Below are 23957 nucleotides of genomic sequence, written 5' to 3' on the forward strand. Positions count from 1 at the left end.
TTCCGTATTCTTTAACATAGTTCACATATCTATACATTATAGCTCTCACTTTATTCAATTCGTATTTCTTTATTAACAATTAGAGTTGTTTTAATTATACCACAAAAAAACACGGTTTATCACCGTGTTTCTATGTTTATTTCACCAACTTCTTCATCTCATCAATACGCGCTACGGTCGCGTCGTATTTAGCTTGGTAGTCGGCTTGTTTGTCGCGTTCTTTTTGGACGACTTCTGGTTTGGCGTTGGCTACGAAACGTTCGTTAGAGAGCTTCTTACCAACCATGTCCAGTTCTTTTTGCCATTTAGCCAGTTCCTTGTCGAGACGAGCGAGCTCTTCTTCGACATTAAGAAGGTCTGCCAGTGGCAAGTAGATTTCTGCTCCTGTGATGACACTTGACATGGCGAGTTCAGGTGCAGGGATGTTTGATGCGATTTCCAAGTGTTCTGGATTTGTGAAGCGTTTGATGTAGTTGACATTGCTGTTAAAGAAGGCTTCCAAATCACTATCGCTAGTCTTCACAAGGATGGTGATTGGCTTGCTTGGTGCTACGTTTACTTCCGCACGCGCATTCCGAACGGCACGGATCAAGTCTTTGAGACTTTCTACACCAGTGTGGGCAGCAAGGTCTTCAAAGGCTGGATTAACAGTTGGGTATTCCGCTGTAACGATAGAGCCTTCAGAGATTTGTCCAAAGATTTCCTCTGTCACAAATGGCATGATTGGGTGAAGGAGTCGAAGGATCTTGTCCAAAGTATAAAGGAGAACAGAACGTGTGATGACTTTCTCTTCTTCGTTATCACTATAAAGGACTTCCTTGGTCAACTCAACGTACCAGTCCGCAAACTCGTCCCAGATGAAGTTGTAGAGGATATGGCCAGCCACACCAAATTCAAACTTGTCAAAGTTTTCAGTGACCTTGCCGATCGTTTCATTGAGGTTGTGGAGAATCCAGCGGTCTGTGACGTTTCCAGCTTCCTTGTTGGTAACTTTTTCGACATTGGCAGTTGCTTGCTCAAGGGTCAAGCCTTCATTGTTCATGAGGATGTAGCGAGAGATGTTCCAGATCTTGTTAATGAAGTTCCATGAAGCATCCATTTTCTCGTAAGAGAAGCGCACGTCTTGTCCTGGGGCAGAACCGTTTGAAAGGAACCAACGAAGGCTATCTGTTCCGTACTTATCAATAACATCCATTGGATCAATCCCGTTACCGAGAGATTTCGACATCTTGCGTCCTTGCTCATCACGAATGAGACCATGAATTAAGGCATTTTTGAATGGCGACTTGCCAGTAAATTCCAAACCTTGGAAAATCATCCGAGACACCCAGAACGGAATAATATCATAACCAGTCACCAAAGTTGATGTTGGATAATAACGTTTAAAGTCTTCTAAATCGACATCAGGCCAGCCCATGGTCGAGAATGGCCAAAGGGCAGAACTGAACCACGTATCCAAGACATCTTCGTCCTGAGTCCATCCGTCACCTTCAGGTGCTTCTTCGCCGACATATATTTCACCCTCAGCATTGTACCAAGCAGGGATTTGGTGACCCCACCAGAGCTGACGAGAGATTACCCAGTCGTGGACATTTTCCATCCATTGGAGGAAGGTATCGTTGAAACGAGGTGGGTAGAATTCTACCTTGTCCTCTGTGTCTTGGTTGGCAATGGCATTTTTCGCCAATTGGTCCATCTTAACGAACCATTGCGTAGACAAGCGCGGTTCAACCACAACACCTGTACGCTCTGAGTGACCAACACTGTGGACACGTTTTTCGATTTTAACAAGGGCACCGATTTCTTCCAACTTAGCAACGACTGCCTTACGAGCTTCAAAACGGTCCATGCCTGCAAATTCGAAGGCCAAGTCATTCATGGTTCCGTCGTCGTTCATGACGTTAACTTGTGGCAAGTTATGACGTTGACCAACCAAGAAGTCGTTTGGATCGTGAGCAGGCGTGATTTTCACGACACCAGTACCAAACTCAGGATCTGCGTGTTCATCCCCAACGATTGGGATCAATTTATTAGCGATTGGAAGGATAACATTTTTACCGATCAAGTCCTTGTAGCGTGGGTCTTCTGGATTTACCGCAACCGCAACGTCCCCAAACATGGTCTCAGGACGAGTTGTCGCCACTTCAAGGGCGCGTGAGCCGTCTTCTAGCATGTAGTTCATGTGGTAGAAGGCACCTTCCACGTCCTTGTGGATAACCTCAATATCAGAAAGAGCTGTGCGAGCTGCTGGGTCCCAGTTGATGATAAACTCACCGCGGTAGATCCAGCCTTTCTTGTAAAGGTCCACGAAAACCTTGCGAACAGCTTTTGACAAGCCTTCATCAAGAGTGAAACGCTCGCGAGAGTAGTCTACAGAGAGCCCCATCTTGCCCCATTGTTCCTTGATAGTAGTGGCATATTCGTCTTTCCATTCCCAGACTTTGTCAAGGAATTTCTCACGACCGAGGTCGTAACGGGAAATGCCCTCACCACGCAAGCGTTCCTCAACCTTAGCCTGAGTCGCAATCCCTGCGTGGTCCATCCCTGGAAGCCAAAGTGTATCAAAACCTTGCATGCGTTTTTGACGGATGATGATATCTTGCAAAGTTGTATCCCAAGCGTGACCGAGGTGGAGTTTCCCAGTTACGTTTGGTGGTGGAATCACGATAGAATAAGGCTTAGCCTTTTTATCGCCAGAAGGCTTGAAAACATCCGCATCAAGCCATTTTTGGTAACGACCAGCCTCAACCTCGGCTGGATTGTATTTAGGTGAAAGTTGTTTAGACATGTGTTTGTCCTTTCTCTATTGTATTCATTTTATCTTGAATCTGCTTAGCAACCTCTTCTGCAGACAGATTCGTATTATTTATTTTAAGGTAGTGGTACAACTCATTCGGTTGATGTTGAGAATTTAATTGAAGTGTTTCAGCAGTCTCCAAAATTTCTCTTCCAGATATCTCAATATGTCGTTTTAAGGGTTTATTCTTTAATCGATTCTCCGTTCTATTTCGACGTAAGCGCTCTTCAAGTGTCGTTTCCAACTCAACAAACAGAATCTCTTGATGATAATCATCCAACAAATCCTGAATTTGCTTCAAATACAGCAGCTGGTACTGATTTGAAAAATCAATTACGTCTGTTAAAATCACAGATCGCTGATTCCTAGCACTTGCTCCAAGGAAAGAAAAGGTAATTCCACGAACAAATTTCCACATTTCCTCTGTATAGTCCTGATAGATTTCTAGTGCAAAATCGATGGCTTGATGGTTATAAAAGAGGGTAGCATTTGTCAGTCGAGATAACTCTTGACCAATCGTCATTTTCCCAGAAGCTGGAGCCCCAATGATGAAAAGATGCATCAAATCACCTCCCACTCACTCCTCAGCAAGCCGTATCTCAAATCGTCACAGCGGTTGCCTTGGGCATCTTTACGGTCTCGGATTCGAGCTTCTAAGGTAAAGCCAAGTTTCTCTGCGACTCGTTGACTTTGAAGGTTATACCCAAAGCAAGTCAGTTCAATCTTATGAAGACCCAGTTCTTTAAAAGCTAGGTCAATCAAGGCATGCGCTGCTTCTGGAACATAACCTAGACCCCAATGGTCTGGATGTAAGATATAGCCAATCTCCAAGACATCATCCTCGTGACGACGAGGGAAATCAACAGAGCCGATGACCTTATCGGTTCCTTTAGCGACAATTCCATAGCCCGCTGGAAGATCGTTCTTTTCATTACGCTCGGGCAGAATATGCTCCAGATAATAAATCTCATCTTCCAAGCTCTTGACGGGCGGAAAGCCTGCTGGGTAGGAAACTTCTGGCCTGCTGGCATAGTCAAAGATATCCACAACATCAGCCACGGTACGGACTCGCAAGACTAGCCGTTCGGTTTCTAAACGTTCTGGCAATGTTGCTCTTGTCATCCTTCTACCTCGCTTTCTACAAAAAATCGCCCCTGCCATCTACATGACAGGGACGAATGTGCTAATCCGCGGTACCACCCAATTTCGGGCAGACGCCCGCAACTCTCGTCTTTAAAATAAAAAGACAATATTATTTCATTTTCATCCATCAGCAACCAGTTTTGACACATTTGTGGACTTCTCAGCACCGCCACTTTCTGTAAAATGTGGGATCCAAAACACCTCTAATGGCTCTATTGTAGCAAGTTTTTCTCGGAAATGCAAGGGGCAAGAAAGATTACTTGAAGCTGATTCCGTGCTCTTTTAATTTCTTAATGGTAGCTGGGCCAATTCCTTTCAAGGCAAGGAGTTCTTTTTCAGTCCAGTTTTTAAAGTCAGCAGCCGACTTGATCCCCTCATCATAGAAAGTCTTAGCACGATCTACTGAGAGGCCACCCAAAGTAGCTGCGAAATCTTCTACTGAATTGGCTACTTTTTGAGCTTGTTCCTTGGTCGCTTCTACTGCTTGTTCCACTTTTTTAGAGACAACTTTTCCTGCTTCGCTGGCAGATTTTTCTGCGTGTTTCACGACTTTTTTGGTCTCTTCGACAACTTTGGTCACCGTACTTGAAAAGGCACCTGAGCGACGAAGGCTATTTCGCAATTGTTTTTTACGTTGGAGTTTCTTTGACATGATAAAATCCTTTCAATAAAAAATCCCTGCTCTGACAAGGATTTAATAAAGATATTCTATCAAGATTTTGGGAAAAAATCAAGAAAGTATCTGTATTTTAATAGTTTCGCTCACCAAACAATCCTTCTGGCAAATCATGGAATCCCTTGCCTGCCTTGAAATTTTCGAACTTACCAAGCAAGAACTGGTAGGCATCCAAGCGACTTTCGTAGCGAATCATGGCATCTTTGGCACGTTCGTCTTGGTCTTCTTCGTAGACCTTTTGACTTTCCTTGTGCGCCATGTCGTTGATCATGATCTGGGTATTGACCCAAGCTTCAAATTCCTTCATAAATTCCTGTTCGTAACTCATTGATTCTCCTTATTCTAATCCACGGAAGAAGTCCGTATCAATCTCTCGGTAGGGCTGGATATCCTGAACATACTCCAACACGCCTTGGAATTCCCCGTTTTCATCGTGTACCGCAGCATAGGTAATGTGGACAAACTTGCCTCGCGAATCTGACTTGAACCACATTTCATACTTGTCCTTGACCCCTTCACGAAGACCTTGCATAACGGCCTTCACCTTGTCTAGGTACTTAGGCGGATGACAGAGTTCAACATTGCGCCCGACTTGGGACGGCGTCCGTTTGAAAATCATCTCATCAGCTGGCGTATTATCATTGTAATACTGGAAAATGCCGTCTTTATTGACAAAGGTAATCTCCATGGGAAGGTGATTGAGGATGAGGTTGGCCTGCTCGACGGAGAGATAGCCATTGCCAAAAGCCTGTTGACTATGGCGGTCCAGCACTGCTTCCTTTTCCTTAGGGGTAAAGGTAATGGTAAACTGGCCTTCTGGTGTATCGATAACTTGCTGCACTTGGCCTTCAGCCATGTCTAGCTGCACGGCCCCCTCTGCACTCTTTTCCTCAACAAAGCTCTGGCGTTCTGGCACCCATTTCTCAGACGGACGGATGATGGCATAGCCATAGGCTTCACTCTCCTCCGCAATCTGAATCCAGTCATCCTGAGTAAAAGACTCAAGGAGAATCATGAGAAGAATGGACTCTTCCTTGAAAATCATGCTCTCAAACTCTGTCGCAAAAGCTTCAAAATCTCCCTTTACACTGCTAATCGACACTTCTGGTAGTGACTTGGCTGTCGTTAGAGCTGTTTGAAAGAGCTCCCTTATCTGGTCATCCACTCCCCACATAACTTTTGGAGGTGAATCGTGTCCATAGCGCTCCATGATGGGGAAAAAGAGCTCTTCCTTGCGTTGGTAGTGGATATCAAATTGCCCCAACAGCCCCATTTGACGGACCAAACCCTTACGCATCTCTGCCAGCATTTCCTCGTCTTCCATAGACTCATAGGTATCTAACAGTCTCCGAATGCGAATCAAGGCAGCCCGGAGAGCCAGATTTTCATCCTTGAAGACGCGAACTGGGTGACCAGGGTGTTCGGTATCCTCTACTTCGACACCCTTAACAGCGTTTTTAAAAAGATTGGCATGGACATCACAGAGCTCCATGACATCTTCAAAGGTGACTCCTGAGTCTGAGTTCATCAGCTCGTGCTCCATGAGGGAAATTTCGATGGCTGACACACCTGTAAAGGTCGCATCAAAACGCTCCTGAACTGACTCAGGAGAGGCACCATTGTGCAATTCTAACAAAATATCCCGTAGGATATGAATCCGTTCATCTGCCATTAGTCTAATCCAATCACTTCATAGCCGTTCGCTTCCAACGTGCGGACAATCTTGTCCATAGGAGTTCCTTCAAGCTTAGAACCCTGTTTGAGCGATACTTTGCGACCGACTGTATTGCGCATCAAGGGATTAGCAAGTGGTTTAAAACCGAGCTCCACTAGGATTTCCAAAACTTCTGGGTGCTTGTCTACCACTTCTGCAACGGGTATTGACACATCGATGATATTGTCCATGACGACCTCCATTGTATGTTCTAATACTCAATGAAAATCAAAGAGCAAACTAGGAAGCTAGCCGCAGGCTGTACTTAAGTACGGCAAGGTGAAGCTGACGTGGTTTGAAGAGATTTTCGAAGAGTATAAAATGATTTTACTGCTTATATTATACCATATGGGAAGAGATTAAAAAACTAGCAGTGGAATTCCTGCTAGTTTCTTTCATTTCAAGTTATTCCTTATCATCTGGTTTTGCGAGCCACTGGGCTACATCCATCAACTTGTCAGCAAGCAGTACTTTCCCGAAACCTACTAGAGTATTGTCATCTTTTTTCATGTTCTTCAGGACTTTGACGCTTTGCATCACGAAAAAGTAATTCCCGTATGTCTTAGCTAGAATTTTAATGAATCCCATCTTACTCTCCTTCGATGATTTCGACCTCTTTTCGGATAGTATCAACATCTCTTTGATATTGCACTTCATTGTAGTTGACTAGCTTGGACAATTCCTGTTGCAATCTTTCTCCCATCGGTTTCATGGTCGCAAAGGTTAAGCCACCAGAAATGACTCCACCTAGGATAGGAATCACTTTTCCCATTCCTTTGGCTAAGCCTCCTTTTGTCAGATTAACACCAAAAATTTTCAAAATTTTCTCTAAAATAGGATACCAGAGCGTCTTTGTCAAAGCTTTCTTATTCACTACTTTTATGACTTGTTTGGCTACTGTCACACCGCCTGATCGAAGCAGAGCACCTGCACCATTTACTCCCAGCATCACACCGAGATAAAGTAAAAGCGTGTTTTTAGCATCTTCACTCAACTCATTTCGCGATGCCCAGAGATCATCAAATCCGTAAATATACCCTAATTCCTGAGCTAGTTTTAATGAGAAAGCGTAAAATTGGGCTACATCTGTCGGGATTGTGATCGCCATGGCAAGACCTCCAGGTAGACCTGCCAGCACCGATGTTCCACTAGCTAACAGGACATTGTCCTTAATACAGGCCTTGGCCACTCTATCCAAGCTTTCCTGGGGTAATAAAGTCGTCGGTCCTTGTTCAATCAAAGTTGGAAGATCCTTACGGTCTAATTCCTTTGAAAACTTTTCTACTAAAAATTTCTCTCGATCAACTTTGACTACGGGTAATTTTACCACTTGTTGCAGCACTTGCATAGCTATATCTTGTTTAGCCATATGTCTCTCCGTTTTTCATTTATATCAAGCTTTATCATATCATACTATTTGAAATTTACAAATTTTTTAAACCGATTTTTATTAGATAGATACATCGTCAAATAGCAATAATCATGCTCTGGCAACAAAAAAGAGGGGTGACCCTCTTTTTTAGTTCTTATCCAGATTGCGTAGCATCTCGTCAATCTTGTTTCCATATTCGATGGACTCGTCTTTGACGAAGATCAAATCTGGGATTTTGTACAATTTCAAATTGCGACCAAGTTCACGTTTAATCGTACCAGTTGCTTTTTCAAGCCCGATTTGAGCTTTTTGGTTATCCGAAGCAAGGTTACTCAAAATGGTGTAGTAAACCTTGGCTACAGACAAGTCACCTAGCATCTGAACATCTGTGATGGTCACACCTTGGACACGCGGATCACGGACTTTCTTTTGCAAAATCTCATTGACTTCACGCTTGATTTCCATGCCCACACGATCCGTACGGAAATGATTTGCCATGATATTCCTTTCTCTACTTTGAACCAAAAGCTAGGCCAGCAGACCTAGCTATTTTTAAATTTATTGTTTTTCAATTCAAATTGAAACGAAGTGCAATTTGAACTCATTCGCTTCTTTCGCTGTGGTGAAAGTGATGGAACTGATTTATCAGTCCCATCACAGGGGATTTTTGAGACACTAGGCTCAAAAATAAGCAATGAAACCATCGGTTTGCTTGCGTCCCTCACCACCTAAGAAAGGAGCAAAAATCTTAACGTTTGATTTCTTCCATGACGTATGCCTCAATCACATCATCAGTCTTGATATCATTGTAGCCATCAATCATCAATCCACCTTCACGACCGTTTGTAACTTCTTTGACGTCGTCTTTGTAGTGTTTCAAGCTTGCAAGTTCACCGTCATAGATAACGACACCATCACGGATAACACGAACTTTCGAGTCACGGGTAACCTTACCGTTGATAACCATGAATCCACCGATAGTTCCGACTTTAGATACCTTAAAGGTTTCACGGATAACTGCTTCACCGATAACTTTTTCTTCAAATTCTGGGTCAAGCATCCCTTTCATGGCTTCTTCCATCTCTTCGATAACCTTGTAGATAATACTGTGGAGACGGATTTCTACATCATCAGCTTCTGCTTGTTGACGCGCTTGTGGTGTAGGGCGTACGTTGAAACCAACGATAAAGGCATTTGAAGCTTCCGCAAGGGTCACGTCAGATTCGTTGATAGCACCGACTGCCGAGTGGACAATGGTAACTTTGACACCTTCTACATCGATCTTTTGAAGTGAGGCAGAAAGGGCTTCAACAGAACCTTGTACGTCGGCCTTGATGATAACATTAACTGACTTGAGCTCACCAGCTTTAAGCGTATCAAAGAGGTTTTCAAGGCTGACACGTTGGGTAGCTTGGCGTTGTTTCATGAGGGCACGTTTGGCACGTTCTTCACCTGCTGCACGCGCAGATTTTTCATCTTCGTAAACGGCAAAGTGGTCACCAGCCATTGGCGCTTCGTTTAGACCTGTGATAGAAACCGGCGTTGATGGGCCTGCAACCTTGACACGACGACCAAGATCATTGGTCATAGCACGTACACGACCGAAGGTATTTCCGACAACGATTGGGTCTTGGACATTCAAGGTACCTTGTTGCACAAGAAGGGTTGCGACCGCACCTTTCCCTTTATCCAAGCGAGCTTCGATAACCGTACCGATCGCACGCACTGTTGGGTCTGCCTTGAGTTCTTGGATTTCAGCCACAAGAAGGACTGTTTCCAACAATTCTTCGATATTTTGGTTGAATTTAGCTGAGATTTCAACAAATTCAGAATCACCACCCCAGGCAGTTGACATAACACCATGCTCTGCCAATTCACCGATAACACGTTCTGGATTGGCACCTGGTTTATCAATCTTGTTGATAGCTACGATGATTGGAACGTTGGCCGCTTTTGAGTGGTTGATGGCTTCGATAGTCTGAGGCATAACCCCGTCATCGGCCGCCACGACCAAGATGGTAATATCGGTAACAGATGCACCACGCGCACGCATAGAGGTAAAGGCCGCGTGTCCTGGTGTATCAAGGAAGGTAATCTTCTTGCCATTTTCCACGATTTGATAGGCACCGATATGCTGAGTGATACCACCTGCTTCACCTGTCGCAACGCGAGAGTTACGAAGGGTATCCAAAAGGGTTGTCTTACCATGGTCAACGTGTCCCATGATGGTTACAACTGGTGGACGCTCAACCAATTCATCTTCATTGAGATAACCATCTTCTACAAAGAAACGTTCGATGTCGGCATTATCCACTTCAACCTTTTGTTTGGCTTCGATACCGTAATCCACCATGAGGAGTTCGATGGTTTCCCCATCTAAGGATTGGTTTTGTGTGGCCATGACACCCATCATAAAGAGTTTCTTAACGATTTCAGCTGGTTCACGTTTGATACGTTTTGCGATTTCCGCAACAGTCATACCATCTGTATACTCAAATTCTGTTGGCAATTCGTGGAACTTACGCTCTGTAACAGGTTTTGGAGTCTGGTTACGGTTGTTTTGCTTGTTCCCTTTTTTATTTTTCTTGTTGTTATTCCAGTTACTATTTCTTTGATTTCTCACTTGATTCTGACTACTTCGATTCTTTTGTTGTTTTCTAGGACCATCTTCTTCACGATCGTAATCATCACGATCTTTGTCTGGTCGGGCTTGTTTTTTACGACGTGTATCTACTACAGGCTCTTTGACTACAGGAGCTACTGTTACTGCTGGCTGAGTTTGTTCAGCTAGCTTAGCAGCTTCTTCAAAGATTTCCTCCGGTTCTTTGCGTTTATTAGCTTGAGCCAAGGCTTCTTTAGCTGCTTGTGACTGTTTGAAACGTTCCTCGCTTGAGCGTGCGTATTCGGCATTTTGTTCTGCCTTCAGGGCTGCTGCACGAGCCTTGAAATCAATACGTGGACCAGCTTGGTTCGGACGATTTTCCACTTGTTGGCGACGATCATTACCACGGTTTTGCTGACCTTGTTGTTTCTTCCCTTGATCATTAAAACGACGGTTGTCGCGGTTTCCTTGACCTGTTTTTCCACCATTACGGTTCTCATTTTTGGGACGGTTCCCGTTTTGTTGTTGGTCGCGGTTGTTGCCCTTGTTTTGCTTGCGTCGCTCTGCTTGCTCTTTTGCACGAGCTTCACGCTCTGCCTTGAAGTTTCGGCTTTGTGGTCTAGCAGCTACTACTTTTTCTTCCTTAGGAGCTACTGGTGTTTCAGATTTCTTTTCCACCTTCGCTTCACTTGCTTTTGGTGCTGCAGGTTTTGCTTCTGCCTTAGGAGCAGGTGCAGGTTTAAAGCTAGCTGCGATTTGCTCAGCAGCAGCAGCTTCCACGCTTGATGAGTGGCTTTTCACATCCAAGCCCAACTCTTTTGCACGCGCTACAACTTCTTTACTTTCTTTTCCAAGTTCTTTTGCGATTTCGTACAATCTTTTCTTAGACAAATCATGTCCTCCTCTTCTATTCCATAAGAGACCTCATTTTCTTTGTAAATCCAGCATCTGTCACAGCCAAAACCTTTCGCGATTTTCCGACTGCTATGCTTAATTCCAGTGTTGAAAACACGGTTATAACTTCTACTTGATAATAGTCACTTTTATCTTGAATCTTCTTGGTCAGATTGGGACCAGCATCATGGGCTAGAAAGACTAACTTGGCTTTCTGGTCTTGGATGGCCTTGACCACCAATTCCTCACCTGATATGATCCGGCCTGCTCGTTGAGCAAGTCCCAAGAGATTACTTATCTTTTGCTTATTCAAGTCCTAACTCTCTTCTTTTCACTTTGTGATCAACATAGGCGATCAACTCGTCATAAAAGCTTTCTTCCACTTCCATGTTAAAGCTGCGGTTAAAGACTTTCTTCTTTTTTGCCTCTAGGGCTTCTGCATTGTCTAGCTTGATATAAGCGCCACGGCCATTGGCCTTGCCTGTCGAATCGATAAAGACCTGTCCTTCTTTGTTCTTGACAATGCGGAGCAAATCACGCTTATCAATCACTTCATTGGATACAACAGACTTGCGCAAAGGGATTTTTCTTGTTTTCATCTTTCCCTCCTCTAGCAGCTTTTATTCTTCGATCAATTCATCCGCAGCTGCGTAATCAACTTGACCTGCTTCTTCCATAGCTTCAAATTCGCTGGCAGACTTGATATCGATACGGTAACCCGTCAAGTGAGCCGCCAAGCGAACGTTTTGTCCACGACGACCGATAGCAAGAGAAAGCTTGTTATCAGGTACAACGACCAAGGCACGTTTGCTGTCATTTTCATCAAAGATAACTTGGTCAACCTCTGCCGGTGCGATGGCATTGTAGATAAACTCAGCTGGATCTGCTACCCACTCGATAACGTCGATGTTTTCTTCAACAGGAATCATGCGGTCACTCTTGGCATCGTAACGAGCTGGGTGGAATTTGCTGGTGATTTTCTTGATATTGGCACCACCACGTCCAACGATTGTCCCAATAGCGTCCACGTTTGGATTGTGGCTACGAACAGCAACCTTAGTACGGTCACCAGCTTCGCGGGCTACGCTCATGATTTCAACAGTTCCATCATACACTTCTGGAATTTCTTGCTCCATCAAGCGTTTGATCATTTCTGGATGGCTACGGCTAACAAAGACGTTGACACCACGAGGGTTGTCTTCAACCTTGTAAACGTAGACTTCGATATGATCATGGGAAGCAAAGACTTCTCCAGGAATTTGGTCTTGTTTGGACAATTGGGCTTCGATGCTGCCAAGGTTGACGTAAATAAAGCGGTTGTCAAATCTTTCTACTGTACCAGACATGATTTCTTGTTCATGTTCTTTATAAGTATTGTAAGTGATAGCACGTGTTTGCTTGCGCATTTTTTCCATGATGGTTTGTTTAGCAGATTGGGCTGCTACACGACCAAACTCAGCTGGCGCTTCTTCAAACTTGATTTTGTCACCAAGCTCATAGGCTGAATTAATGGCAAGGGCATCTTTCAAGCTAATTTCCAAACGGCTATCAAATACTTCATCAACAACTTCACGGACAGTATAAACTGTAAAGTCACCTGTTTTTTCGTTGAAGTCAATAGCTACGCTGTCAGATTGACCATAGCGTCTGCGATAAGCGGAACGAAGCGACTCTACTACTGCGTCGATGATATCTTCTTTTTTGATTCCCTTGTCTTCTTCCAAAATGCGGAAGGCCTCTAGCATTTCTTTACTCATGTTCTTTTTACTTTTGAATCCTCAAAAGCTATCCTTTCTTTTCTATAGTTTTACTGCTAAACGTGCTTTTGATACTAAACTGTATGGAATTTGGACGGTTTTCTTACGTGTCTTGTCCATATACTCCATGGTCAACTCGTCCTCTTCAAAGGATACCAAAGTTCCTTCAAAGACTTTTTGTTTATCGATGGCCTGGTAGAGCCCAACATGGATGTATTTCCCAACAGCTCCAGCGACAGCATCCTTGGTTTTCAAAGGACGTTCCAAGCCTGGACTGGTGATTTCTAGGAAATATTGTTCTGGGAAGGGATCGGGCTTGATGGTGTCTAGGACAGGACTGATGATTTCTGTCAAATCTGCCGTGTCGTTCAAGGTAATTCCTTCAGGTTTATCTACAAAAATACTGAGAATCATGTCACTGCCAATCTTTCCATACTCGATATCCACGAGCTCGAAAGGCGCTTGGATGACAGGTTCTACAACTTCTCTGACTAATTCTACGATTGTTGCGATTGCGTCCACCTCCTCATAAGCAAGAGGCGAAGATATTTCCCCGCCTCTCTTTCTCATATTCTTACTATCAGTATAGCACGTTTGTCAATTTATGTAAAGCATTAGCACTCAAACAGCTGGTTTTCAAGCTATTTCTTAAAATTCTGCTTCAACTCGATAGATCACTTGACCTTTGCTGGAGAATTTTTGCTCATATTCTGTCATGACATTGCCTTCAAAATCACTGGCATGCAAGTCTAGCCAAACACCATTGAGTTTCATCCCATACTGAGAAAAGCTCACTAGACTATACTCAAATAAGCCACGGTTATCTGTCTTGAAATGGATTTCCCCATTCTCAGGCAAGATGCGCTTGAAGGTATCCAAGAAACTCTTGTAAGTCAAACGACGTTTTTCATGGCGTTTTTTAGGCCAAGGATCAGAAAAGTTTAGGTAGAGACGATCAATCTCACCGTCTTCAAAGTAGTCTGTCAAATCTGAACCATCTACCCACAGCAATTTGATGTTGGGCACTCCAACTTCTAATACCTTATCCAAGGCATAACTCAATACCGACTTTTGGATATCAATCCCGATGTAGTTGATGTCAGGATTTTGCTTGGCCATTCCTGATACGAAGGCCCCTTTCCCACTTCCAACTTCAACATGAATAGGATGATCATTTCCAAACAAGTCTCGCCATTTCCCTTTAGCTTCCAAGGGATTGAGGACCACATACTGAGGATTGGCCTCTAGTAATTCTGTCGCCCCTTTACGATTTCTAACTCTCATCTCTTCTTTCCATACTTGTCACGGAAGACGCGCAAGGCATAAATCTCCCGGTTTACATTGTCTAAATCTTGATTTTCACAGTATTTGGCAATCTGGTTCAAATAAGAATACTGACCATACCAATACAATTTATCTAACACTGTCTGATTGTACTTATAGCCGTAGTCTCTCAACCATTGGCGCCACTGATGATCCGGAATGTAGTGGCATAGCAAATGCGCCACATCAAACATACGATCCGTCAGACGAACCGAATCCCAATCCACTAGATAAACGAGTCCACTCTCTGTTTCAATCCAATTACTATGACGAAGATCCCCGTGCACAATCGTTGCATGGTCTTCCCTAAAACCTGGAACCGTCTTACCTAGCTCAGCAATCACACTGTTCAAATAGTGGTTCTGCTTCAAGATTTCTGGAACTCCTTGCTGCCAAGAACGTAGCAAATCAACTGGTGTTTCCATGGTATATCCCAAACGGCTCAACTGCTTCATCAAAGGACGCGAGCGGTGAAGGCGGTTCAAGATATTGATAATCTGCTTGCGATTCATATCGTAGGGGGTCAAGATTTTACCCGTCAGCCATTCCTGAGCACACATATCACGGCCATCTGGCAAACGACGAGTCCATAGTAATTGAGGAGCGATTTGTTCTCTGGCTAGGCCAGGTAGGATTGGAGAGGTGTTCATTTTTACAAAGACGCGCTTCCCATCAGGGTAGCTTCCCATATAAGCTTTGCCACTCTTCCCAGGGATAGGGGTCAGCGTTAGCTCATTATCACCCAAGTCCATTTCTTTCCTCCGTATAAAGTTTCCTTACTATTCTACTAGTTTTTGGTCTATTCGTCAACCAATCTTTTTAGTTGGTAAGGCAAATAAAATAATTGTAGGAAGAGACTAGTCCCTACAAGAGCCAACAAGGCTATTTTTTCTTGAAAAACCACTGCTCCGACTAGCAATTCCAGCAAAAGAACTGCACTTCCCACACCAAGCACAATCTGTTTCAATCCCTTCTCTTTCTCCCCTTTTTCTAGTGGAAAGAGCTGAGTCAAGTACTGGTAGTCAAAGGCATGATAGAGGGCCAGTAACTGAAAGAGCAGGAGATAGTTAAATAAAACTACTACTGCTGTCGCGATCCAGGATTGCTCGATGAAGATCACAGCTAACAAGGATAGGAGTAAGAGGCGGAGACTGAGGGCAAAGAGATCTCCATTTCGCAGATAAGAACGAAGATAGAGGTTTTGCCAAATCTTGCTCGGCACTTTCTGAACTGCTTTAAGGATAAAATCCAGATAAGCGCGACGTTTGACACTATTTGAAACCCCCTTGACCTGAGTAAAGAGAGCAAAGAAACGAAGCAAGACCTGCTTGCGCTTGCTTTCTTGGACAATGACATAGTCCCAGTCGAGGTCAGTCTCAGTATAAAATTTGCTGGCTTTGTGTCGAAAGAGGAGGTACTTCGCTGCTCCCAGTAAAAGCACATAGACGAGAAAGGCTAGCAAGCCATAGCCCATGGCTAAAAATAAGGGGGCAAACAGGAGTAAAAAGAGGGTTTGAACAATTGTCCAGAAAACCAGTGAACGCACCGTCTGCCCTTTGAGGTATGACTTGACCTCCTCTTCACTGACTAAGAGAAAGAGCTTGTCAGGTCCTTCCATGTAGGTCGCGATTCCTCCCCAAGCCAAAAGCAAGGCAGATACAATCCCCAAAAACAAGAGGATGGGCCAATGATTTTCAGGAAAATCTTGCAAGAGTTTACTGTACTGGTAGGCTAGAAAACCGATGAGAACAAGCAGGAATAAGACAAAGTGGTCATTGAGAACATAGCGCAGATAACCGACGCACTCCTTACGAAAAGCCTGCTTTCTCCTTAAAAACAAGTCTTTCATAGGTCCCCCTCTTTGGTTAGAGCCAAGTAAATGTCATTCAAACTCGCTTCAGGCATGCTAAAGGTCTCGCGCAGTTGCTGGAGGTTGCCCTGAGCCCACACCTCCCCCTTGTGGAGAATAACAAAGGCATCACACATCTTTTCTGCAGAGTCCAGCACATGGGTACTCATGAGGATGGACTTGCCTTTTTGCTTTTCTACTTCTAGAAGCTGAATCAAGTCAGAAATGGCCAGCGGATCGAGCCCAAGGAAAGGCTCATCAACGATGAAAAGGCTCGGATCTACGACAAAAGCACAGATAATCATGACCTTCTGCTTCATCCCTTTGGAGAAATGCACTGGGAACCAGTCTAATTTTTGATCCAAACGAAACATTTTTAACAAAGGTTCCACACGATCAAAAGCTATATTCTGCTCAACACCATAGGCCATGGCAACCGTCTCGATATGCTCTCTGAGGGTCAATTCCTCATACAAGCTAGGCGTTTCTGGGATGTAGCCAATCTGCTTGCGGTAGCTAGTCGCATCTTCTCGCAGGGTCAAACCATTAATTTTGATTTCCCCACTATAAGGCGTCAACAGACCAATAATTTCATTGATTGTCGTTGATTTCCCAGCACCGTTGAGACCAATCAAACCGATCAACTGCCCACTTTCAACGGTAAAGGACACATCTTTCAAGACAGGGACGTGAACATAGCCTCCTGTCAGGTTTTTAATTTCTAACATATTTTCTCCGAATCTGGTATAATGTAGCTATATTATATCAAAATTCAATACAGTAGAGGTGGATTTTATGTCAGATTGCATTTTTTGTAAGATTATCGCAGGGGAGATTCCTGCTTCAAAAGTACACGAAGATGAGCAGGTTCTTGCCTTTCTTGATATCTCTCAAGTAACGCCTGGACACACCCTCATTGTACCAAAAGAGCACTATCGCAATCTTTTGGAGATGGATGCCGCAAGTGCCAGCCAACTCTTTGCCCAAGTGCCACTGGTAGCTCAAAAAGTTATGAAAGCTACCAAAGCTGCTGGTATGAATATCATCGCCAACTGTGAGGAAGTTGCTGGTCAAACAGTCTTTCATACTCACGTGCATCTCGTACCTCGTTACGGTGCAGAAGATGACCTCAAGATTGACTTTATCGCCCACAAACCTGACTTTGACAAACTTGCCCAAGTCGCTGAAACCATTAAAAACGCTTAAGGAGATGCCATGAAACTATCAAATCTACTGCTATTTGCAGGAGCTGCAGCTGGAAGTTATTTTGTCGTGAAAAATCGCCAAGCCATCACAGAGGAATTTATGGATACTAGCGACCGTGTCGAAGCTATGAAGGAGGATTTGGATGTCATCCAAAACAGCCTACAAATCATCGACCAACAAAAAGCCCTCATCAAAGAATACCAAAAAGACTTAACCTATAAATTCAAAGTCTTGGAAAAAGATTTCCAAACCAGAATGGCGGTCCTCCAAGAAGAAAAACAAGGATAAGAGAGCCTCCAAATTTCCTTAAATCCATTTTGGGTTACTAGATTCGAACAGAAAAGGGAGGGAATGAAAGTGAAACAGTTTTTAAAAGTTCTAGCGAAGGTCATCGCGTTCCCTTGTGGTTGCCTCTGCCTGCTTGCAGCCTTGGCATTTCTACTACTGATGAATCTTTTCAAGGCTTCACCGAGTGACACCCGAAATGGGAATGAAACCTTAAAACAAATCTTTATCTCCCTTGACCTCCCTCCTGAGAAAGTCGAATCAGATGGACACTATCAATACGAGGGAGGGGGCTTAAATTTTTATGTTACTTTCTCAGATGAGGTTGTCAATAGCCATCCCGTTCTAAAGGAAAGTCCAAACCTCACCAAAAACCGACTTAAAGTCTATGTCCTCCAGACAGGAGACATCTCCTACTATAAAGTAGGAGACAACTTATTCAATCGTGGTTTAATACAATTTTTAGGGGAGGAGGGCGAGAAGTATTTCCAAGAAAAAGGAAAGAAATCAAACTCTACCTACACAACTCTAGCTTGGAAGGATCAGAAAAGTCTCAAAAAGGGAATCGTATTCTATGAAAAAGCCTTGACCTTGGTAGATATTCAGGATAATTCGGCGATCAAACACATTGATACCATCACCGTTAAGCATGGCAAAGAAGCGGAAATCAAGCAACTCATCCAGGAGATGGATGAGGCTGGCTTGCTCACTCAAAAGCATAGATAGTAGACTAACTGGAAAATGATTTTTCGATACTAAATTTCCCAAAATTATACAAAAAGAGCCAATCGGCTCTTTTTACTTTATTCTCCTTCAAAGGCATCTTTAATATGGTCAAAGAAGCCTTTTTTCTTTGGATTGACTTTCAAGTCACCTGCAGCTGCGAATTCTTTAAGCGCTGCTTTTTGGCGATCGTTCAAGCCTGTCGGAGTTACGACATTAACGGTTACGTATTGGTCACCAACAGCACCACCACGAAGGCTCGGTGCTCCCTTGCCACGTAGGCGGAATTTCTTGCCAGTCTGAGTTCCTTCTGGGATAACCAATTCGACAGCGCCATGCACAGTTGGAATTTCCACAGTATCTCCTAGAGTTGCTTGGACAATATTGAGATTCAACTTGTAGAAAATAGTTGTTCCTTCACGTTCAAATTTATCACTGGCTTCAACAGAAACCACCACGTACAAGTCCCCGTAAGGTCCACCGTTAAAGCCTGCTTCACCTTGACCAGCGAGGCGGATTTGTTGGCCTGTTTCCACACCAGCAGGGATTTTTACATGTACGCTATGAGCTTGTTTTTCATGACCTGTTCCATGACAAGTTGTACATGGATCTTTAATTTCTTTTCCGCGACCATGACAGACATCACAGGTTACTTGACGGCGCATCATACCAAGAGGAGTCTGCGTATCAACGTTAATGACACCAGCGCCATGACAGCGTCCACAAGTGACTGGACTTGTTCCTGGCTTAGCACCAGATCCGTTACATGTACGACAGCTGGCTTCACGATTATATTTAACTTCTTTTTCTGTTCCAAAAATAGCTTCTTCAAAGGTCAAGTTCACACGGTACTGGAGGTCATCCCCTTGACGAGGAGCGTTTGGATTGCGTGAAGCTCCTCCTCCCCCGAAAAAACTTGAGAAGATATCTTCAAAACCACCGAAGCCACCTGCTCCGTCAAAGCCACCGAAACCGCCAGCACCACCAAAGCCACCGTTGGCACCCGCAGCACCATATTGGTCGTAGGCTGCACGTTTTTGGTCGTCACTCAAAGTCTCATAGGCTTCTTGAACTTCCTTGTATTTTTCCTCAGCGCCAGGCTCCTTGTTGATATCTGGGTGATATTTTTTCGAAAGCTTACGATAAGCCTTTTTGATCTCGTCTGCCGAAGCGTTTTTTGACACCCCCAGACGGTCGTAAAATTCAGTATTGTTCATACAAGATACTAAGAGCGAACAGAAAGCGACTGAAATTTAGGAAACCGACAAGAAATCCTGATTTCTTAGGAGGTTTATCTAATTTCCAAGCTTTCCGCTCGAGTTCAATTACGAACACCCTTATTCCTTTCTGTTAATATTGCGGAACGAAACCTCAATCTAGTTCGGGTTCAATTCCTTTCTTTCATATTGATGATAAAAACTCAAATAAATTGGGTTTAGCCCCTTTTTACCGAAAAACAGAGGCTGGGTTGCAACCTCTGGATTTCTTCCTATCATTACGACGTTCAAAAACAAAGTCGATTATACTTTGTTTTTGAACTAGTAAGGCGTTTAGGCAAGTCACCATAGCGATTGCCGTAGAATGACAATCACTTTAGTGATTCCTCATTCTTAACGCCCTCGCTCTCCGATTTTCAAGCTCGGTATAAAATAGTCCACTGGACTATTTTATTTCTCCGTAAACTCTCCGTCTACGACGTCATCGCCTGCGTTTCCTGTTGCTTGTGCGCCTTCTGCTCCTGCTTGAGCTTGTTGAGCTGCAGCGGCTTGTTCGTAGAGTTTAACAGCAAGCCCTTGAGCTTTTTCGTTCAATGCTTCAAGTTTTGCTTTCATTTCGTCCAAGTTGTTGTCTTCTTGCGCTTTCTTAAGGTCATCAAGGGCAGCTTGGGCAGCATCACGTTCTGCATCGAAGCCTTTTCCTTCAGTTTCCTTGATTGTCTTTTCAGTCGCAAAGATTGCTTGGTCTACTTCGTTACGAAGGTCTACTTCTTCTTTACGTTTCTTATCTGCTTCAGCGTTAGCTTCTGCATCTTTCATCATGCGGTCGATTTCTTCATCTGTCAAACCTGAGTTAGATTGGATCACAATTGTTTGTTCTTTTTGAGTTCCAAGGTCTTTGGCCTTAACAGATACGATACCGTTCTTGTCGATATCAAATGTTACTTCGATTTGTGGAATACCACGAGGTGCAGCTGGGATATCTGTCAATTGGAAGCGTCCAAGAGTCTTGTTATCTGCTGCCATTGGGCGTTCACCTTGAAGAACATGGATATCAACGGCTGGTTGGTTGTCCGCTGCTGTAGAGAAGACTTGTGATTTAGAAGTTGGAATCGTTGTGTTGCGGTCGATCAGCTTAGTGAAGACGCCACCCATTGTTTCGATACCAAGTGACAATGGTGTTACGTCAAGAAGGACAACGTCTTTGACATCACCAGTAATAACACCACCTTGGATAGCAGCACCCATGGCAACTACTTCATCAGGGTTCACTGATTTGTTTGGTTCTTTACCAGTTTCAGCCTTAACAGCTTCCACAACTGCCGGAATACGAGTTGAACCACCAACAAGGATCACTTCGTCGATTTCTGACAAGCTCAAACCTGCATCTGAAAGAGCTTGACGAACTGGAACTTTTGTACGTTCTACAAGGTCACGAGTCAAATCGTCAAATTTCGCACGAGTCAAGGTCATTTCCAAGTGAAGAGGTCCAGCCTCACCTGCAGTGATGAATGGCAAGCTGATTTGTGTTGAAGTTACACCAGAAAGGTCTTTCTTAGCTTTTTCAGCTGCATCTTTCAAACGTTGCATCGCCATCTTGTCAGCAGACAAGTCAATACCGTTTTCTTTCTTGAATTCTGCTACCAAGTGATCGATGATTTTTTGGTCAAAGTCGTCACCACCGAGTTTGTTGTCCCCTGCAGTTGACAATACATCGAAGACACCGTCACCCAATTCAAGGATAGATACGTCGAATGTACCACCACCAAGGTCGAATACCAAGATTTTTTCTTCTTTGTCAGTCTTGTCCAAACCGTAAGCAAGAGCTGCTGCAGTTGGTTCGTTGACGATACGTTCTACTTCAAGACCAGCGATTTTACCAGCGTCTTTAGTTGCTTGACGTTGAGCGTCGTTGAAGTAAGCTGGGACTGTGATAACTGCTTTGGTTACTTTTTCACCAAGGTATTCTTCAGCGTAACCTTTCAAATATTGAAGAATCATAGCTGAGATTTCTTGTGGAGTGTATTCTTTTCCATTTGCAGAAACTTTTTCAGAAGTTCCCATCTTAGATTTGATAGAGATTACTGTATCTGGGTTTGTAACTGCTTGACGTTTTGCAGCATCACCAACGATGATTTCGCCGTTTTTGAATGAAACTACAGATGGAGTTGTGCGGTTTCCTTCTGGGTTTGCGATGATTTTGCTTTCAGTTCCTTCAAGAACTGCAACTGCTGAGTTTGTTGTACCTAAGTCAATACCGATAATTTTAGACATGTGTTTTTCTCCTTAAATTTTAATTCGAATTTTGATTTTCTTGATATTCCCCTTAAGTGGTGGGGACGTGAGCAACTCCCTTCGGGATTTCATCACTTATTTTTGAGCCTATTGTCTCAAAAATCCCCTGTTTCAGTAGCAAAAACTACTGAAACTTTTACCACGGCGGGCAATATCTTCCTTGCAAGCCTCCGGCTTGCTTTTTATCTTTCTTCATAGTTTATTGTCGTTTCGGACAAGTTCTTAAGTTCTCTAGCCTAGTTATATACTACTACCATAGCTGGGCGTAGGATACGTTCATGGAGTTTGTAGCCTTTTTGGAAGACTTGTGCGATGGTGTCTGCTGGGTGTTCATCGTCTGCTGGGAGAGTTTGGATGGCCATGTGATAGTTATGGTCAAATTCACCGTCAGCTGCAATTTCTTCGATTCCTTCTTCTTTCAAAGCGTAAATCAAGCTCTCTTGCACCATCTCCAATCCTTTTTTGACATCGTCTGTCAAACCTTCAACGGCTAGTGCACGTTCTAAGTTGTCGAGCGATGGTAAGATTGCTTTTGCCAGGTCTTGGCTACGATAGCGTTGCAAGTTTTGACGTTCTTCATTGGCACGGCGTTGAATATTTTGCATTTCTGCATGAGCGCGAAGGTATTTGTTTTCGAACTCATCTGCACGTTCATTTGCCAAGTCCAACTCAGACTTCTCAGGAGTTGTTTCTTCAGTTGTTTCCACAACTTCCTCTTCTTTCATTTCTTCGTTTTTTTTATCTTGGGCCATTTTCGCCTCCTTTAATGATTTCAAAATTAATTTACTTCATAATGATTACTGCTGAGGTAGCGATAAAAATCTGTCAACTTCATGGTCAAAACACGATTGACCACATTGACTTGATTGACCAATTGCTGGTAATCCAGATTGACCGGACCGATAATCGCTAGAATTCCAAAACCACGATAAGGGATGAGGAATTTACTGCTAATCACTGCTAGGTCTGCCAGACAAGACTCTTGACTGTCCGCAACACGGACATTTTGCATCTGATCTTCATGCAGACCCTCACGAATCTCCAGAGCCACCTTTTGCGGTTGGTCAAAGAACTGATAGGCCGCTAGATTGGCAAAATTCAAGAGATTAACCTTGCCAGATACTACAATGTTTTCGTTGAACATTTCCCTAAAGATATGTTCAAAGAGATCCATGACATTGTCCGTAGTTGTGAAGTAACGCTGGATAATCTGCGGAATCTCCGTCCGAATCTTGTAGTGAATATCCAGAACGGTGTGACCGAGGAAACGTTCCTGAATGATGCTCTTCAGTTTCAACAAATCTTCCTGCAAGAAGTTCCTTGGAATCAGAAATTGACTGGTAACCGTTCGGGACTCGTCTAGGGTAAATACTGCCAAGGCTGTATGTTGCCCCAAAACAACGATATCAAAGGCTGTCAACCGCTGTCTACTCGGCTCAACATCCAGTGCTACTACCGTACAGCCACTCAAGTCTGTTAGTAGATTGGCGGCCTCTTGCAGAATATCCTCCAGTTTGAAGAACTCCTGATCAAAGGCTTTGACAATCTCGTATACCTCATTTTCAGCCAGTCTGTCAAAAGCCAGCGAGTGTTTCACATAGTACTGAAAACCAGCAACACTTGGCATCCGACCGCTTGAGGTATGAGCCTTCTCAAGCAAACCCTGCTTCTCTAGAGCTGCCATGTCATTACGAATGGTAGCACTACTAGAATTGATAGACTCTTGTAGCGCCTTGGATCCGACAGGTTCGTGCGTTTTGGTAAAGATGTCAATAATCAGATTTAAAATATCCTGCTGACGCTCAGTAACCATCTCATCACTCCTCTCTGTCTGATTGATTAGCACTCTATGCATCCAAGTGCTAACTCATGATTCTATTATACACCCTTAGAAGAGAATGTCAAGACAAAAACTCAAAAAATTAGCACTCTTTTGCCAAGAGTGCTAAAAATCAGTCTGAAGACCTATAATCTTACTTCTCATCTACTTGGTATTTCCTTTTAAGTCTGAAAAAACCATAGATTAGATAAGAAATCAAGCAAGCGTATAAAACGAAAAAGAGAGAACGATTTCTCGTTCTCTCTTCTTAGATTCAGGAATTAA

General features: G+C 43.6%; 26 protein-coding genes and 1 pseudogene. 3 read left to right on the top strand and 24 right to left on the bottom strand.

Annotated elements, in window-relative coordinates:
• Positions 1 to 136 precede the first annotated feature (136 nt).
• The 19 genes from B7717_RS01145 to B7717_RS01235 all read right to left on the bottom strand — a co-directional run bounded on the left by B7717_RS01145 (position 137) and on the right by B7717_RS01235 (position 16855).
• Positions 137 to 2788, bottom strand: coding sequence for a valine--tRNA ligase (locus B7717_RS01145; protein ID WP_084944009.1), 2652 nt, complete (start codon positions 2786 to 2788; stop codon positions 137 to 139).
• Positions 2781 to 3359: an AAA family ATPase gene (locus tag B7717_RS01150; RefSeq protein ID WP_084944010.1), complete on the bottom strand. Its 579-nt coding sequence runs from the start codon at positions 3357 to 3359 to the stop codon at positions 2781 to 2783. The genes B7717_RS01145 and B7717_RS01150 overlap by 8 nt, the downstream gene beginning before the upstream one ends.
• Positions 3359 to 3919 (bottom strand): GNAT family N-acetyltransferase, encoded by a 561-nt coding sequence (locus tag B7717_RS01155; protein WP_084944011.1) that lies wholly within the window; start codon positions 3917 to 3919, stop codon positions 3359 to 3361. Before B7717_RS01155 ends, B7717_RS01150 begins: the two co-directional genes overlap by 1 nt.
• Positions 3920 to 4196: 277 nt before the next feature.
• Positions 4197 to 4592 carry a helix-hairpin-helix domain-containing protein gene (locus tag B7717_RS01160; protein WP_000038699.1) on the bottom strand — a complete coding sequence of 132 codons (396 nt, stop codon included), beginning with the start codon at positions 4590 to 4592 and terminating at the stop codon, positions 4197 to 4199.
• 97 nt (positions 4593 to 4689) lie between these two features.
• The gene (locus tag B7717_RS01165; RefSeq protein ID WP_000119707.1) at positions 4690 to 4944 is read right to left on the bottom strand and encodes a DUF1912 family protein; all 255 of its coding nucleotides are present in this window, start codon (positions 4942 to 4944) and stop codon (positions 4690 to 4692) included.
• Between the two features lie 9 nt (positions 4945 to 4953).
• Complete coding sequence (locus B7717_RS01170; protein ID WP_084944012.1) at positions 4954 to 6288, bottom strand: DUF438 domain-containing protein; 1335 nt, start codon at positions 6286 to 6288, stop codon at positions 4954 to 4956.
• A complete protein-coding gene (locus B7717_RS01175; RefSeq protein ID WP_000368739.1) occupies positions 6288 to 6521 on the bottom strand; it encodes a DUF1858 domain-containing protein in 234 nt (77 codons plus the stop codon). Before B7717_RS01175 ends, B7717_RS01170 begins: the two co-directional genes overlap by 1 nt.
• 214 nt (positions 6522 to 6735) lie before the next feature.
• A complete protein-coding gene (locus B7717_RS01180; RefSeq protein ID WP_084944013.1) occupies positions 6736 to 6918 on the bottom strand; it encodes a hypothetical protein in 183 nt (60 codons plus the stop codon).
• 1 nt (position 6919) lies between these two features.
• Positions 6920 to 7699, bottom strand: coding sequence for a hypothetical protein (locus tag B7717_RS01185; protein WP_084944014.1), 780 nt, complete (start codon positions 7697 to 7699; stop codon positions 6920 to 6922).
• Positions 7700 to 7849: 150 nt separating this feature from the next.
• Positions 7850 to 8200 (bottom strand): 30S ribosome-binding factor RbfA, encoded by a 351-nt coding sequence (rbfA, locus tag B7717_RS01190; protein ID WP_084944015.1) that lies wholly within the window; start codon positions 8198 to 8200, stop codon positions 7850 to 7852.
• Between the two features lie 250 nt (positions 8201 to 8450).
• The gene (gene infB, locus B7717_RS01195) at positions 8451 to 11195 is read right to left on the bottom strand and encodes a translation initiation factor IF-2 (RefSeq protein WP_084944016.1); all 2745 of its coding nucleotides are present in this window, start codon (positions 11193 to 11195) and stop codon (positions 8451 to 8453) included.
• A gap of 16 nt (positions 11196 to 11211) precedes the next feature.
• Positions 11212 to 11511, bottom strand: a complete 300-nt coding sequence (locus tag B7717_RS01200) for a YlxQ-related RNA-binding protein (RefSeq protein WP_001041396.1) — start codon at positions 11509 to 11511, stop codon at positions 11212 to 11214.
• Complete coding sequence (rnpM, locus tag B7717_RS01205; protein ID WP_049500979.1) at positions 11504 to 11797, bottom strand: RNase P modulator RnpM; 294 nt, start codon at positions 11795 to 11797, stop codon at positions 11504 to 11506. The genes B7717_RS01200 and rnpM overlap by 8 nt, the downstream gene beginning before the upstream one ends.
• Before the next feature lie 21 nt (positions 11798 to 11818).
• Positions 11819 to 12955 carry a transcription termination factor NusA gene (gene nusA, locus B7717_RS01210; protein WP_084944017.1) on the bottom strand — a complete coding sequence of 379 codons (1137 nt, stop codon included), beginning with the start codon at positions 12953 to 12955 and terminating at the stop codon, positions 11819 to 11821.
• A gap of 42 nt (positions 12956 to 12997) precedes the next feature.
• Positions 12998 to 13477 (bottom strand): ribosome maturation factor RimP, encoded by a 480-nt coding sequence (gene rimP / locus B7717_RS01215; RefSeq protein ID WP_000338695.1) that lies wholly within the window; start codon positions 13475 to 13477, stop codon positions 12998 to 13000.
• Between the two features lie 126 nt (positions 13478 to 13603).
• Positions 13604 to 14239 carry a tRNA (guanosine(46)-N7)-methyltransferase TrmB gene (trmB, locus tag B7717_RS01220; protein WP_001266088.1) on the bottom strand — a complete coding sequence of 212 codons (636 nt, stop codon included), beginning with the start codon at positions 14237 to 14239 and terminating at the stop codon, positions 13604 to 13606.
• A complete protein-coding gene (gene ccrZ, locus B7717_RS01225; RefSeq protein WP_000363019.1) occupies positions 14236 to 15030 on the bottom strand; it encodes a cell cycle regulator CcrZ in 795 nt (264 codons plus the stop codon). Before ccrZ ends, trmB begins: the two co-directional genes overlap by 4 nt.
• A 47-nt stretch (positions 15031 to 15077) precedes the next feature.
• Positions 15078 to 16127, bottom strand: coding sequence for an ABC transporter permease (locus tag B7717_RS01230; protein WP_084944018.1), 1050 nt, complete (start codon positions 16125 to 16127; stop codon positions 15078 to 15080).
• A complete protein-coding gene (locus B7717_RS01235; protein ID WP_084944019.1) occupies positions 16124 to 16855 on the bottom strand; it encodes an ABC transporter ATP-binding protein in 732 nt (243 codons plus the stop codon). The genes B7717_RS01230 and B7717_RS01235 overlap by 4 nt, the downstream gene beginning before the upstream one ends.
• Positions 16856 to 16922: 67 nt before the next feature.
• On the opposite strand from B7717_RS01235, the gene B7717_RS01240 reads away from it, so the two are divergent.
• The 3 genes from B7717_RS01240 (at position 16923) to B7717_RS01250 (ending at position 18344) form a co-directional block, all read left to right on the top strand.
• On the top strand, positions 16923 to 17333 hold the full coding sequence (locus B7717_RS01240; RefSeq protein ID WP_084944020.1) for an HIT family protein: 411 nt from the start codon (positions 16923 to 16925) through the stop codon (positions 17331 to 17333).
• A gap of 9 nt (positions 17334 to 17342) precedes the next feature.
• Positions 17343 to 17621, top strand: coding sequence for a hypothetical protein (locus tag B7717_RS01245; RefSeq protein WP_084944021.1), 279 nt, complete (start codon positions 17343 to 17345; stop codon positions 17619 to 17621).
• A 63-nt stretch (positions 17622 to 17684) separates the two neighbouring features.
• Positions 17685 to 18344, top strand: a complete 660-nt coding sequence (locus B7717_RS01250) for a hypothetical protein (RefSeq protein WP_084944022.1) — start codon at positions 17685 to 17687, stop codon at positions 18342 to 18344.
• Between the two features lie 77 nt (positions 18345 to 18421).
• On the opposite strand, the gene dnaJ is transcribed toward B7717_RS01250, so the two are convergent.
• The 5 genes and pseudogenes from dnaJ to B7717_RS09730 all read right to left on the bottom strand — a co-directional run.
• Complete coding sequence (dnaJ, locus tag B7717_RS01255) at positions 18422 to 19558, bottom strand: molecular chaperone DnaJ (protein WP_001066313.1); 1137 nt, start codon at positions 19556 to 19558, stop codon at positions 18422 to 18424.
• 450 nt (positions 19559 to 20008) lie between these two features.
• Positions 20009 to 21832, bottom strand: a complete 1824-nt coding sequence (gene dnaK, locus B7717_RS01260) for a molecular chaperone DnaK (protein WP_084944023.1) — start codon at positions 21830 to 21832, stop codon at positions 20009 to 20011.
• Between the two features lie 257 nt (positions 21833 to 22089).
• Positions 22090 to 22605, bottom strand: a complete 516-nt coding sequence (gene grpE, locus B7717_RS01270; protein ID WP_084944025.1) for a nucleotide exchange factor GrpE — start codon at positions 22603 to 22605, stop codon at positions 22090 to 22092.
• Between the two features lie 26 nt (positions 22606 to 22631).
• Positions 22632 to 23666: a heat-inducible transcriptional repressor HrcA gene (gene hrcA / locus B7717_RS01275; protein WP_084944026.1), complete on the bottom strand. Its 1035-nt coding sequence runs from the start codon at positions 23664 to 23666 to the stop codon at positions 22632 to 22634.
• 160 nt (positions 23667 to 23826) lie between these two features.
• Positions 23827 to 23913: pseudogene (locus B7717_RS09730) on the bottom strand (DUF2812 domain-containing protein); the annotation flags it as partial.
• Between the last annotated feature and the right edge of the window lie 44 nt (positions 23914 to 23957).

This window comes from Streptococcus oralis subsp. oralis (genome assembly GCF_002096495.1).
Taxonomy (GTDB): Bacteria; Bacillota; Bacilli; order Lactobacillales; family Streptococcaceae; genus Streptococcus; species Streptococcus oralis_CU.

Excerpts from the sequence above, each read along its gene's own strand:
- B7717_RS01175 (WP_000368739.1), bottom strand. The coding sequence starts at position 6,521 with ATGGACAATATCATCGATGTGTCAATACCCGTTGCAGAAGTGGTAGAC.
- dnaJ (WP_001066313.1), bottom strand. The coding sequence starts at position 19,558 with ATGAACAATACTGAATTTTACGACCGTCTGGGGGTGTCAAAAAACGCT.
- grpE (WP_084944025.1), bottom strand. The coding sequence starts at position 22,605 with ATGGCCCAAGATAAAAAAAACGAAGAAATGAAAGAAGAGGAAGTTGTG.
- B7717_RS01245 (WP_084944021.1), top strand. The coding sequence starts at position 17,343 with ATGAAACTATCAAATCTACTGCTATTTGCAGGAGCTGCAGCTGGAAGT.
- B7717_RS01235 (WP_084944019.1), bottom strand. The coding sequence starts at position 16,855 with ATGTTAGAAATTAAAAACCTGACAGGAGGCTATGTTCACGTCCCTGTC.
- rbfA (WP_084944015.1), bottom strand. The coding sequence starts at position 8,200 with ATGGCAAATCATTTCCGTACGGATCGTGTGGGCATGGAAATCAAGCGT.
- B7717_RS01185 (WP_084944014.1), bottom strand. The coding sequence starts at position 7,699 with ATGGCTAAACAAGATATAGCTATGCAAGTGCTGCAACAAGTGGTAAAA.
- B7717_RS01180 (WP_084944013.1), bottom strand. The coding sequence starts at position 6,918 with ATGGGATTCATTAAAATTCTAGCTAAGACATACGGGAATTACTTTTTC.
- ccrZ (WP_000363019.1), bottom strand. The coding sequence starts at position 15,030 with ATGGACTTGGGTGATAATGAGCTAACGCTGACCCCTATCCCTGGGAAG.
- B7717_RS01240 (WP_084944020.1), top strand. The coding sequence starts at position 16,923 with ATGTCAGATTGCATTTTTTGTAAGATTATCGCAGGGGAGATTCCTGCT.
- nusA (WP_084944017.1), bottom strand. The coding sequence starts at position 12,955 with ATGAGTAAAGAAATGCTAGAGGCCTTCCGCATTTTGGAAGAAGACAAG.
- dnaK (WP_084944023.1), bottom strand. The coding sequence starts at position 21,832 with ATGTCTAAAATTATCGGTATTGACTTAGGTACAACAAACTCAGCAGTT.
- hrcA (WP_084944026.1), bottom strand. The coding sequence starts at position 23,666 with ATGGTTACTGAGCGTCAGCAGGATATTTTAAATCTGATTATTGACATC.
- B7717_RS01150 (WP_084944010.1), bottom strand. The coding sequence starts at position 3,359 with ATGCATCTTTTCATCATTGGGGCTCCAGCTTCTGGGAAAATGACGATT.
- B7717_RS01155 (WP_084944011.1), bottom strand. The coding sequence starts at position 3,919 with ATGACAAGAGCAACATTGCCAGAACGTTTAGAAACCGAACGGCTAGTC.
- B7717_RS01160 (WP_000038699.1), bottom strand. The coding sequence starts at position 4,592 with ATGTCAAAGAAACTCCAACGTAAAAAACAATTGCGAAATAGCCTTCGT.
- B7717_RS01170 (WP_084944012.1), bottom strand. The coding sequence starts at position 6,288 with ATGGCAGATGAACGGATTCATATCCTACGGGATATTTTGTTAGAATTG.
- trmB (WP_001266088.1), bottom strand. The coding sequence starts at position 14,239 with ATGAGAGTTAGAAATCGTAAAGGGGCGACAGAATTACTAGAGGCCAAT.
- B7717_RS01165 (WP_000119707.1), bottom strand. The coding sequence starts at position 4,944 with ATGAGTTACGAACAGGAATTTATGAAGGAATTTGAAGCTTGGGTCAAT.
- B7717_RS01145 (WP_084944009.1), bottom strand. The coding sequence starts at position 2,788 with ATGTCTAAACAACTTTCACCTAAATACAATCCAGCCGAGGTTGAGGCT.
- rnpM (WP_049500979.1), bottom strand. The coding sequence starts at position 11,797 with ATGAAAACAAGAAAAATCCCTTTGCGCAAGTCTGTTGTATCCAATGAA.
- B7717_RS01250 (WP_084944022.1), top strand. The coding sequence starts at position 17,685 with ATGAAAGTGAAACAGTTTTTAAAAGTTCTAGCGAAGGTCATCGCGTTC.
- B7717_RS01230 (WP_084944018.1), bottom strand. The coding sequence starts at position 16,127 with ATGAAAGACTTGTTTTTAAGGAGAAAGCAGGCTTTTCGTAAGGAGTGC.